Source organism: Demequina pelophila (genome assembly GCF_000971175.1).
Lineage (GTDB): Bacteria > Actinomycetota > Actinomycetes > Actinomycetales > Demequinaceae > Demequina > Demequina pelophila.
The window spans coordinates 241992-253758 of record NZ_BBLY01000004.1; the positions used below are offsets into that span (position 1 = coordinate 241992).

An 11767-nucleotide genomic window follows, 5' to 3' on the forward strand; every position below is an offset into this window, starting at 1 on the left:
AGATGTCCATCACCACCATGCTGTCCGGCCGCGGAGCACAGGCCCCGGCCGCGCCCAAGACGGACGTCGCCCTCGACCTCCGCAACGTCCAGAAGACCTACGACACCCCCGGCCGCCCCCACGTCGAGGCGATCCGCAACCTCGACTTCCAGGTCCGTCGCGGCGAGCTGGTCTGCGTCGTGGGCCCGTCCGGCGCCGGCAAGACCACGCTGCTGCGCTCCATCGCGGGCCTGCTCGACGTCACCGCCGGCGAGGTGGTGCTCGACGGCACCACCGTGACGGGCCCGCCCGAGGGCATGGCCGTGGTGTTCCAGGAGTACGGCCGCAGCCTGTTCCCGTGGATGACCGTCCGCCAGAACATCGAGCTGCCGCTCAAGGAGAAGGGCATTCCCAAGGCCGAGCGCCGCGAGAAGGTGGACCGGGCGCTCGAGGAGGTGAGCCTCAGCGAGGCCGCCGAGCAGCACCCGTGGCAGCTCTCCGGCGGCATGCAGCAGCGCGTGGCCATCGCCCGTGCGATCGCCTTCGAGCCCACCGTGCTGCTCATGGACGAGCCGTTCGCGGCCGTCGACGCGCAGACCCGTGCCGAGCTCGAGGACCTGGTCCGCTCCCTGTGGAAGCACCTGGGCGTCACCGTGCTGTTCGTGACCCACGACATCGACGAGGCGGTCTACCTGGGCGAGCGCGTCATCGTCCTGTCCAACCGGCCCACCGTGCTCATGGAGGACGTGAAGGTCGACCTGCCCCCCGAGCGCGACCAGCTCACCACCCGCTCCGACCCGCGCTTCGGCGAGCTGCGCGGCCACGTCTACGAGCTCATCCAGCGTGCCAAGCGCGGCGAGCGCCCGGACGAGACCGCCGCCGTCGACAAGGGGGTGTGAGCGTGGAGACGGTCATCGTCACCGACGTGCCGCGCGCGGACCGCGCGGTCGTCGAGGAGTTCTCGGGCATCGGCGCCGCGACGGTGGGGGAGGCGCTGGGCCGCTCGGGCGACCTGGGCTCCGACCTGCGGCCCATCCAGCAGGGCACCCGGATCGCGGGCAGCGCCGTCACGGTGCTCAGCTGGCCCGGCGACAACCTCATGATCCACGCGGCGATCGAGCAGTGCGGCCCCGGCGACATCCTCGTCGTCGCCACCCGCTCGCCGTCCGAGCAGGGGATGTTCGGGGAGCTCTTCGCGACCAGCCTGCAGCAGCGCGGCGTGGTCGGCGCGATCATCGGCGCCGGCGTGCGGGACACGCAGGAGCTGCGGGACATGAGCTTCCCGGTCTGGGCGCGCCACATCAACGTGATGGGCACGGTCAAGAACACGCCCGGCGCGGTCAACGTGCCGGTGATCCTGGGCGGCCAGGCGATCGACCCGGGCGACATCCTCGTGTGCGACGACGACGGCATCGTCGTGGTCCCTCGCCTCGAGGCGGACGATGCGCTGGCCAAGTCCCGCGCCCGCCTCGCCAAGGAAGAGGCGACGCGCACGGCATTCCTGGGAGGCGAGCTGGGCCTCGACCGCTATGGCATGCGCCCGCGCCTGCAGGAGATGGGCGTCACCTACCGCCGCCATCCCGAGGCCGGCTGACATGACCGGCATCGCGCGCACCGCCCGCATGATCATGGACGGCCGCGTGTACCCGCGACCGAGCCGGGACGCGCGCTCGTGACCGGGAACGATGCCGCGGTCGCCCTGATCGGGCTCGGCGAGGTGGGGCGGGTCTTCGCCGAGGACCTCGCCGCCCTTGGCGTGCGCGACATCCGGGCCTGGGACACCGCGTTCGCGGACCCGGCCTCGCGCGCGAGCCGCCACGCGGCCGCGCTCGGGATCGCGCCCGCCGCGTCCGCCGCGGAGGCCGTGCGTGGCGCGACCCTGGTCGTGTCCGCGGTGACCGCCATGAACTGCGTGGCCGCCGCATCGTCCGTCGTGGGCGGGATCGAGCCCGACGCCTGGTTCTTCGACCTCAACTCGAGCTCGCCGGGCCACAAGCGCGCGGCCGCGGCGGCCGTGGACGGCGCGGGCGGGCGCTACGTCGAGGCCGCGCTCATGTCGCCCATCGAGCCGCGGCGGCTGGGCGCGCCGTTCATCCTGGGGGGTCCGCACGCGGAGGCGTTCGGGGCGGCCGCGGGAGCGTTCGGCCTGGTGGCGGCCACGGTCGGGGCCGCGGAGGTGGGCGTCGCGGCGGCCACCAAGCTGTGCCGCTCCGTGGTGGTGAAGGGGATGGAGTCGCTGCTCACCGAGTCGCTGCTCGCGGCGCGCCACTACGGCGTCGAGGGCGAGGTGCTGCGGTCGCTGTCCAACATCCTGCCCGAGGCGGACTGGGAGGCGATCGCCGGGTACTTCATGTCCCGGTCGCTCGAGCACGGCGTCCGCCGCGCGGAGGAGATGCAGGAGGCCGCCGGCACGGTGGCCGATGCGGGGGTCACCCCGTGGATGGCCGAGGCCACCGTCGCGCGGCAGCGATGGGCGGCGCAGTTCGGCGAGGTGCTGCCGCAGGAGAGCACGCTCGCGCTCGTGGATGCGGTGCGCGCAGCCGCGGGCCCGCGGGCGGGCTCGCGTCGACAGGAGGAGCACGCATGATCATCGACTGCCACGGCCACTACACCACCGCCCCCGCGGCGCACTCGGACTGGCGCGCGGCGCAGCTCGCCGCATGGGAGGCGGGCGACAGCGCGCCCGAGTACCCCGAGATCACCGACGACCAGATCCGCGAGTCGCTCGAGGCCAACCAGCTGCGCCTCATCCGCGAGCGCGGGGCGGACGTCACGATCTTCTCGCCCCGCGCCTCGGTCATGGGACACCACCAGGGCGACCTGGGCACCTCCATCGAGTGGGCGCGCCGCAGCAACGACCTCATCGCGCGCGCGGCCGACCTCTACCCGGGCGTCTTCGTGGGCGTCTGCCAGCTGCCCCAGGCCGCGGGCGAGGGCCTCGAGGCCGCGATCGCCGAGCTCGACCGGTGCGTGGCGCGCGGATTCATCGGGGCCAACCTCAACCCCGACCCGTCGGGCGGGCACTGGACGTCGCCGCCGCTCACCGACCGCTACTGGTATCCCATCTACGAGCGGCTGGTCGAGCACGACGTGCCGGCGATGATCCACGTCTCCGCCTCCGCGAACCCCGCGTTCCACGCGACCGGCGCGCACTACATGAACGCGGACACCACGGCCTTCATGCAGCTGCTCCAGGGCGACCTGTTCGCGGACTTCCCCACGCTGCGCCTCATCATCCCCCACGGCGGGGGAGCGGTGCCCTACCACTGGGGCCGCTACCGCGGGCTCGCGGACATGCTGGGCCAGCCGGCGCTCGCGGGCCACCTCATGAACAACGTCTTCTTCGACACGTGCGTCTACCACCAGCCCGGCATCGACCTGCTCACGCACGTGATCCCGGCCAGGAACCTGCTGTTCGGCTCGGAGATGGTGGGCGCGGTGCGCGGCATCGACCCGGAGACCGGCCACTACTTCGACGACACCAAGCGGTACGTGGACGCGGCGGCGATCACGGACGCGGACCGGGAGGCGATCTTCGCGGGCAACGCCCTGCGCGTCTACCCCCGGCTCGCGGCCCACGTGGCCTCGCCCGCCTGAGACTCCCCCCGGCCGGGCGTCGCGCCCGTCCGGGGGTCGACACCCTGCCCCGGCCCGCGCATCGTCCCTGATCGCGAGGGTCGGGGCTCAGGTCACGCCCGGATTGCGCCCGCGGGGGCGATACTGGCCCCCTGCGGCGACCGCGCCGGGACACGGAGGGCTCATGGTGACGAGGGAGCGAGCCGCGCGCGGCGCGTGGATCGTGCTGGCGGCCGCCGTGGGCGCGTACTTCGTCGCCGTGGTCAACAGGACCGCGCTGGGCATCGCCGGGGTCGAGGCGCTCGACCGGTTCGGCACGGACTCGGTGGGCCTCGCGCTCCTGTCGGTCACGCAGATCGCCGCGTACGCCGCGCTCCAGATCCCCGCCGGTCGCATGATCGACCGCTTCGGCCCCAAGGCCGTGATGGCCACCGGGCTCGCGGTGATGGCGCTGGGCCAGGCGCTCATGGCGTTCACTCCGAGCCTCGCGATCGCCCTGATCGCGCGCGTGCTCATCGGCGCGGGCGACGGGCCCATCTTCATCGGCGTCACGGGTCTCATCGCGCGCTGGTTCCCCGCGCGGCAGGTGCCCGTGCTCGTGCAGGTCACCGGACTCGTGGGCCAGGCGGGCCAGCTGGCCTCCGCGATCCCCGTGGCCGCGCTGCTGCACCGCGCGGGGTGGTCCACCACGTTCTCCGTGCTCGCCGCCGCGACGGTCGTGGTGGGCCTGATGGCCGCCCTGCGGATCCGCAACCCCGAGGACGCCGCCGACGAGCCGGACCGCCAGCGCCTGTGGGCGTCGATCGGCCAGGCCGTGCGCCCCGCGGGCACCCGGCTGGGCTTCTGGTCGCACTTCCTGGCGCAGTTCGCGCCCAACACGCTCGCCCTGCTGTGGGGCGTGCCCTTCTTCGTCCAGGGGCAGGGACGCACGCCCGGCGAGGCGAGCCTGCTCATCACGCTGCTGACCGTCGCCGCGATGGCGGGCGGGCCGCTCGCGGGCATGTTCACCGCGCGCCACCCCCTGCGCCGCAGCTGGCTGGTGCTGGGCACCGCGGGCGCCATCGCGCTCGCGTGGATCTGGGTGCTCGTGCACGACACCCCGCGCCCCCTGTGGCAGCTCGCGATCTTCGCCATGGTCACCGGCCTGGGCACCCCCGTCTCGCTCGTCGGGATGGACTTCGCCCGCACCTTCGCCCCGGTCGCGCGCCTGGGCACCGCGAGCGGCTTCGTGAACATCGGCGGGTTCGCGGCGACCATCGCGTCGGTCGCGCTCGTGGGGCTGGTGCTCCGGCTCGTGGCCCCCGGCGGCGCCGGCGACTACACCCTGGCCGAGTACCGGCTCGCGCTCGCGGCCCTCGCGCTGCCGTGGCTCGTCGGCGTGGCGGGCGTGATCCGCAACCGCCGCTCGGTGCGCGCGGACCTCGCGGCGCAGGGCGTCGAGGTGCCGCTGCTGCGCGACACCCTGCGCGGTCGCGGGGGAGCGAAGTGAGCGCGCGCGGAGGCGCCGCGGGCGCGAACCCGGCCGGCGCATCGTCCCCGGACAGGATCCCCCGCGCGGCCTGGCTGGCCTTCGCCGCGGGCATCGCGCTGTACTTCACCGCGGTGGTCAACCGCACGGCGCTGGGCGTCGCCGGCGTGGACGCGATCGACCGGTTCGGCATCGAGGCGACCTGGCTGTCGATGCTCGCGATCGCGCAGATCGCCGCCTACGCGGCGCTGCAGATGCCCGCGGGCGCGCTGCTCGACCGGTTCGGCGCGCGGCGGGTCATGATCGGCGGCGCGATCGTCATGGCCGCCGGCACCGGCCTGCTCGCCGTGACCACCAGCCTCCCCCTCGCGCTCGTGGCGCGCGTGCTCATCGGCGCGGGCGACGCGCCCATCTTCATCTCCGCGTGCCGCCTCATCCCGCTGTGGTTCCCGGCCCGGCGCGTGCCCGTGCTCGTGCAGATCACCGGCTTCGCGGGCCAGGCCGGCCAGCTCGCCACGGCCATCCCGGTCGCGTGGCTGCTGCACTCGTTCGGGTGGACGCCCGCGTTCGCCATCCTCGCGGCGACCACGCTCGCGCTGGGCGGGCTCGCCGCGGTGGGCGTGCGGATGCCGCCCTCGGTGACGCCGCGCGAGGAGCGCGCGGGCGAGAACCTCCTGGTCCAGATCCGCGAGGCGACGCGTCCCGCGGGCACCCGGCTGGGCTTCTGGACCCACTTCGTGTCCCTGTTCTCCGCCAACACGATGGCGCTGCTGTGGGGCGTGCCCTTCTTCGTCACCGCGCAGGGCCGCACCGTCGCGGAGGCGAGCCTGCTGCTCACCCTCGTCACGCTCGCGAAGATGGTCGCGGGCCCCGTCGCGGGCATGTACACCGCCCGCCACCCGCTGCGCCGCAGCTGGCTCGTGCTCGCCTCCGCGGGCGCGACCCTGGTCGCCTGGGTGTCGATCCTCGCGCCGTCGACGCCGCGGCCGCTGTGGCAGCTGTGCGTGTTCATGGTGGTCATCGGCGCGGGCGGCCCCGTGTCGCTCATCGCGATGGACTACGCGCGCACCTTCAGCCCCGAGGAGCGCCTGGGCACCGCGACCGGCTTCGTCAACGTGGGCGGCTTCGTCGCCACCATCGCGGGCATCGCGCTCGTGGGCGGGACGCTGCAGGCGGTGTCGCCGGAGGGCGCGTCCACGTACTCCCTCGACGAGTACCGGATCGCCTTCGCGACGCTCCTGATCGTGTGGATCGTGGGCGTCGCGGGCGTGCTGCGCAACCGCCGCCGCACCCGCGCGGACATGGCCGCGGAGGGCGTGGTCGTGCCGCCGCTGAGGGACGTCCTGCGCCGCTACCGGCGCCGGTGAGGCGAGGCGGGGGACGATGCGCGGGCCGGGTCGGCCTCCGTCCGGCCCCTCGCGCGCGGGGCGGCGGCGTGGCAGCCGGGCGGCCCGGGTCGGCGCGGTTACCGTAGTCGAGTGGTGGACTACATCGGCCGCGCGTTGGTCGCGGATGCGCTCCAGGAGTGGCGCGAGCAGCTGCAGGAACTGGCGACCGTGTCGCCCCTGCGCGAGCTCGCCCTGTCCGAGTCGAGCATCGTCGATCTGAGGGGCTCGCACCCCGGCGGGCTCGCCCCGCTGTTCGCCGGCCGCGCGACGCCGCTGAGCGCGCTGCTGCGCGACTCCGAGGTGTTCGCGCAGGCCGTCCACCGCGTCCGGCTCATCCACGAGTCCGCGGAGCGCGTCAAGGCCACCACCGGCGTGTGGACCGCGGCGCTGGTCGTGGGCACCGTCGCGTGGACCGACGGCCGCCGCCGCCGCGAGATGCCGCTGGTCATGCGCCCGCTGCACATCGAGCCCGCCCGCCAGGGCGACATGCTCCTCACGATGCTCGACTCCGTCGCCGTCAACCCGGTGTTCCTCACCGAGGCGCGCCTGCGCGGGGTCGAGGAGGGCCTGGCCGCGGTCGCGCCGCCCGCCGGCCCCGGCGTCGAGTTCGATCCCCGCCCCCTGTGGCAGCACGTGCGCGGACTCGACCACGCGTTCCCGGGCGTCGAGGTCGCGGACCGCCTGTTCGTGGGCGCGTTCGACGACCCCGAGCAGCGCCTCATCGACGACCTCGACGACCTGGACCCCGTCATCAGCGCCTCCGACACGGTCGCCGCGATCGCCGGCGACCAGGAGGCGCAGCGCACGCTCGCGCAGCCGCTGCCCGCCTTCCCGCTGGGCGACCGCGACCCGTTCGCCGAGCGCGGCGTGGGCGACCTCGACGACGTCGAGTTCGCGGCGCTCGACCTCATCGCCACCGGCCGGTCCGTGTTCCTCCAGGCGCCCCCGGGCTCGGATCCCGTGGGCACCGTGGCGGCCATCGTGGCCGATGCGGCGGCCTCGGGCCGCTGCGCCCTCGCCGTGGGCGGGTCGGAGGCGGCCGTGCGCGCCGTCGCGCAGCGGCTCGACCGGGTCGGGGCCTCCGACGCGTACGTCTCCGGCGCGACGGCCTCGTGGAACGAGGTCGCCCGCCGCCGCCTGCTCACCTCGATGACCATGGCCGTCGAGGACGTCTCGGACGACGAGATCCGCACCGCCGGCGAGGGGCTGCTCACCGCCCGCCACGAGCTCCAGACGCGCCTCGACGCCCTCCACCGGTCGCATCGTCCCTGGGACGTGAGCGCCTTCGAGGCCGTCCAGGCCGTGGTGCGGCTCATCTCCACGCCGCCCGCGCCGCAGACGCCCGTGCGCCTGGGGGCGGACGCGGCCGCCTTCGTCGCCACGCACGGCTTCGCCTCGGTCGCCCAGGCGATCGCCGGCGAGCTCGAGGCCCGCGTCGAGGAGCCCGCACCCGTCGAGGAACCCGCCGAGGACGTCGTGTCGATGGTGCCCTGGTGGTCGGACACCACGAGCGACCCCGCGCAGGGCGCGACGCTCGACGAGGCGCTCGCGACCCTGGTGACCCGGCACCTGCCCAAGATGCGGGCCGAGGCGCAGATCGCCTCGCACGAGACCGGCATGGACGAGGCCCCCACGATGACCGCGTGGGTGGACCAGGTGACCCTGTTCACGGACCTGCGCGCCACGCTCGAGATCTTCTCCCCGGCCGTGTTCCACCGCTCGCTGCACGACCTGGTCGCGGCCACGGCGCCCCCGGGCTCGCCGCAGGCGGGCAAGCTCGCCCGCCGCGACCGGCGCGCGCTGCGCCGCCGTGCGATCGAGCTGCTGCGGCCCGGACGCACCAAGGAGAACCTCCACGAGAACCTGGTCGCCGCGCACGCCCAGGCGCTGCGCTGGCGCGCGCACTGCTCGGCGGGCGGCTGGCCGCTCGTGCCCGACGACTTCGACCTCTACGCCGACCGCGTCGAGACGGTCCAGCGCCTGTGGGAGCGGCTCGCGGAGCCCGTCGCCAAGGCGTCGGGTGAGCGCGACCTGTTCGACCAGCCGTGGGCCCGCATCGCGGAGGTGCTCGAGCGCCTCGCCGAGGGCGTCCCGGGCACGCTCGAGGCGATCGAGTCCGTGCCCGTCGAGGGCGACCTCGAGGAGGCCGGGCTGGGCCCGCTGCTCGCGGACCTGCGCTCCCGCGGCGCGTCCGCGGAGCAGGCCCGCCGCGACCTCGAGTTCGCGTGGTGGGCCTCCGCCTTCGACGCGATCGTCGCCGCCGACCCGCGCCTGACCGAGGAGGGCGCCATGGGCCGCGTGGTGGAGGAGTTCCTGCGCCGCGACCGCGCCTTCGGGGCCGCCCGCGTGGGACCGCTCATGCGCGCGGTCGCCGAGCGCCGCCGCATCGCGATCGCCCGCCACCCCGAGTTCGCGCGCGACCTGTTCGCCACGCTGGTCGAGGGCGCCGACGCCCCCTACCGCGAGCTGTGGCGCGACTTCCAGCCCCTGGTCGCCGCGCTGCGGCCGGTGACCCTCGCGACCGCCGAGCAGGTCTCGCGCCTCGCCCCGCCCAGCCGCTGCGTCGACGTCGCGGTGGTATTCGCCTCCGAGTCGCTCGCGCTCGCGGAGACGGTGCCCACGCTGGCCCGTGCCCGCCAGGTCGTGGTCGTGGGCGACGCCGCCTCCGCGACGCGCTCTGCCGTGTCCGTATTCGCGCAGCTGCTGCCGCGCGTCGACCTCCACGCGCTGCCGCAGTCGCGCGACCCGCGCCTCACCGGCGTGCTCGGCGCGCTCGCGTACGGCCGCTCGCTGTCCTCCCTGCCCGCCGCGGGCGTGGTCGACGCCCTCCAGGTGGAGATCCTCGAGGCGACCGGGCTGCCCGTCGCCGGCGCCTCCGCCGTCGAGTCGACCCGCGCCGAGGTCGACGCCGTGGTCGCGCGCGTCGATGCGGCCGTGCACGAGGTCCCCCACCGCAGCGTGCTCGTGGTGGCCGGCAACGAGCTCCACGCCGCCCGCCTGCGCGACGCGCTCGAGGAGCGCGGCGCCCGCCTGGCCGACGCGGTCGAGGTGGTGAGCCTGGGCAACGCCGCGGGCCACGACGTCGACGAGGTGATCCTCACCCTGGGCTACGCGCCCGACGAGACCGGCACCCTGCCCGGACGGCTCGGCGTGCTCACCGAGGAGTGGGGCCCGCAGGCGCTCGCCCAGGCGGCGGTCGCGACCCACGAGCGCCTCACCGTCGTCACCGCGCTCGACGCGGACGCGCTCGGGGCGATCGGCGAGGGCCGCGACGCGGAGGGCCTCGACGGCCTGCGCGACCTGCTCCAGGCCGCGGCCGCCTCGCCCGTCCCGGCGGAGCGCCCCGAGCCCGCGCCGGGGGACTGGCTGCTCGCGGACATCGCGCACCGCCTGCGCGCCCAGGGCTACGCCGTCCACGTCCGCTACGGCATCGGCGCGGACGCGATCCCGCTGGTGGTGGGCGGCCGCCACGACCGCGGCTACCGCGTCGCGGTGGTCACGGACGAGGCCGCGCTCGCGGGCCACGTGAGCGTGCGCGACCGCATGCGCCGCCAGTACGCCCACCTCGAGGCGCTCGGCTGGACGGTCGTGTCGCTGTGGACCCTCGACGTCTTCATGGATCCCGATGCGGCGGTCGAGTCGATCGTGTCCGCGGTCGAGGGCCGGCGCGAGCCGATCGTGTGGGAGCAGCCCTCCCTGGACCTGGGCGTCGAGACGTCCCAGATCCGGGTGCCCGTCGAGGACGTGTTCGACGCCGAGTCGGTCGACCAGGTGCTGGGCGACGGGCACGGCGTGCCCGCCTTCGGCGCCGCCGAGCTGGGCGCCGCGGACTTCGGCTCCACCGGGCTCGAGGGCGGGGAGCCCGACGAGCGTCCCGCCGCCGCGCCCGCGGCAGCCGAGGCGACCTCCGCGCCCGTCGCGGAGGCTCCCGACGTGACGCTCGGGATCTCCGTCATGCTCGCCGAGCAGCTGCTCGCGGACCGCCACGCGGGTCGCGCCGCCGCGCAGGAGGCCGCCGCGCAGGTGACCGTCGAGCAGCCCGCCCTGGACCTGGATCTCGACGCGGACGAGGCCCAGCGGCCGCAGACCGAGGAGGACGACGTGGCCGAGGACGCCGACGCGCAGCCCGCCGACGACACGACCACCGACGAGCAGGCGGCCGACCCGGCGCCTGCCGACGAGAAGCCGACGGACGAGGATGAGGCGACCGGCGCATCGTCCCCCGTCAAGGCCAGGCCGGCGCGCGGCACCGACCGTCCGCTGATCCCCACGCGGGCGCGCGAGGACATGGACGAGGGCTGGGGCGGCCGCGAGCGGTCCAGCCGCGACGAGGAGATCCTGCGGGAGCGTCCGCCGCACTGGTGAGCGGCGGACGGGCGGGCGTGAACGCCCGCCGGCGCGGCTGCGCCCGGGTCACCGGACCCGGGTCAGAGCCGTCCGGTCAGGACTTCGAGGACGTGGCGGACTTCGCGGGCTTCTTGGACTCGGAGCGCGAGTCGGTGCGGTAGAAGCCGGAGCCCTTGAAGGTCACGCCCACGGAGCCGAACTGCTTGCGCACCGCGCCGGTGCACTCGGGGCAGTCGGTGAGGGCGTCGTCGTGGATGGACTGCACCGCGTCGAACGCGTGGCTGCACGCGGTGCAGGCGTAGGAGTAGGTAGGCATGGCGGAAGTGTACGCGGCGGTCCGCGTCCGCGACAGGGACCCGTTCCCTACCGGGGCAGGTCGAGCACCCGCGCGGGGGTGATGACCATGGACACGCCCAGGTCGTGCCGCTCGCGCGGCAGGGGCTCCTCGCGCACCTCGTTGTCGAAGGTGAGGGCGATGATGGGGATCTCCTCGCGCGACTCGGTGAGCGCGCGGTCGTACCAGCCGCCGCCCTGACCCAGGCGCGTCCCCGCGAGGTCCACGGCGAGCGCGGGCACCACGATGACCTCCGCATCGGCGAGCGCGTGCGGCGCGAGGAAGGGTCCGCTGGGCTCCGGCGGGCGGCCGGGCGCGCGCTCGACCAGGTCCTCGGGTCCCTGGTAGCGGCCCCATCCGCGCTGCAGCCCGTCGCCCAGCATGGGGATGAGCACCTCGATGCCGCGCCGGTGGAGCGCCTCGATGAGGGGGTAGGTGCCCGGCTCGTGGGGACGCGACGCGTAGACGGAGACGCAGTCGGCGTCCGCGACGGCCGGCAGCCCCAGCACGCGGTCGCGCAGGGCCAGCGCGTGCTCGTGGAGGCGGCGCTCGCTGCGCTGGAGCCGCTCATGCCGGATGGTCGCGCGCAGCGCGGCCTTGGCATCGCTCGGGTCGGGGGCTCGGAGGGTGCCCTCGGTCGGCGTCATGCTGTCCATTGTGCCAAAGGTTGGTAAA

At 75.1% G+C, this 11767-nt stretch carries 9 protein-coding genes; 7 read left to right on the plus strand and 2 right to left on the minus strand.

The genetic code is table 11. The features are described from left to right. The first annotated feature begins 2 nt into the window (after positions 1-2). The 7 genes from AOM03_RS06835 (at position 3) to AOM03_RS06865 (ending at position 10776) form a co-directional block, all read left to right on the plus strand. Positions 3-878 carry an ABC transporter ATP-binding protein gene (locus tag AOM03_RS06835; protein ID WP_439645032.1) on the plus strand — a complete coding sequence of 292 codons (876 nt, stop codon included), beginning with the start codon at positions 3-5 and terminating at the stop codon, positions 876-878. Further along, positions 875-1573 carry a 4-carboxy-4-hydroxy-2-oxoadipate aldolase/oxaloacetate decarboxylase gene (locus AOM03_RS06840; protein ID WP_227589918.1) on the plus strand — a complete coding sequence of 233 codons (699 nt, stop codon included), beginning with the start codon at positions 875-877 and terminating at the stop codon, positions 1571-1573. The genes AOM03_RS06835 and AOM03_RS06840 overlap by 4 nt, the downstream gene beginning before the upstream one ends. Before the next feature lie 78 nt (positions 1574-1651). Next, entirely contained in the window at positions 1652-2566 is a 915-nt protein-coding gene (locus tag AOM03_RS06845; protein WP_062379659.1) for a DUF1932 domain-containing protein, read from the plus strand. Next, complete coding sequence (locus AOM03_RS06850; RefSeq protein WP_062379662.1) at positions 2563-3576, plus strand: amidohydrolase family protein; 1014 nt, start codon at positions 2563-2565, stop codon at positions 3574-3576. The genes AOM03_RS06845 and AOM03_RS06850 overlap by 4 nt, the downstream gene beginning before the upstream one ends. A gap of 163 nt (positions 3577-3739) precedes the next feature. Then, positions 3740-5044 (plus strand): MFS transporter, encoded by a 1305-nt coding sequence (locus AOM03_RS06855; RefSeq protein ID WP_062379665.1) that lies wholly within the window; start codon positions 3740-3742, stop codon positions 5042-5044. Next, complete coding sequence (locus tag AOM03_RS06860; RefSeq protein ID WP_082092222.1) at positions 5041-6390, plus strand: MFS transporter; 1350 nt, start codon at positions 5041-5043, stop codon at positions 6388-6390. The genes AOM03_RS06855 and AOM03_RS06860 overlap by 4 nt, the downstream gene beginning before the upstream one ends. 111 nt (positions 6391-6501) lie before the next feature. Next, the gene (locus AOM03_RS06865; RefSeq protein ID WP_062379667.1) at positions 6502-10776 is read left to right on the plus strand and encodes a PDDEXK-like endonuclease domain-containing protein; all 4275 of its coding nucleotides are present in this window, start codon (positions 6502-6504) and stop codon (positions 10774-10776) included. Between the two features lie 76 nt (positions 10777-10852). On the opposite strand, the gene AOM03_RS06870 is transcribed toward AOM03_RS06865, so the two are convergent. Both AOM03_RS06870 and AOM03_RS06875 read right to left on the minus strand, forming a co-directional pair. Continuing rightward, positions 10853-11074 (minus strand): FmdB family zinc ribbon protein, encoded by a 222-nt coding sequence (locus tag AOM03_RS06870; RefSeq protein WP_062379670.1) that lies wholly within the window; start codon positions 11072-11074, stop codon positions 10853-10855. Between the two features lie 47 nt (positions 11075-11121). Continuing rightward, positions 11122-11739, minus strand: a complete 618-nt coding sequence (locus AOM03_RS06875; RefSeq protein ID WP_227589919.1) for a 5-formyltetrahydrofolate cyclo-ligase — start codon at positions 11737-11739, stop codon at positions 11122-11124. Between the last annotated feature and the right edge of the window lie 28 nt (positions 11740-11767).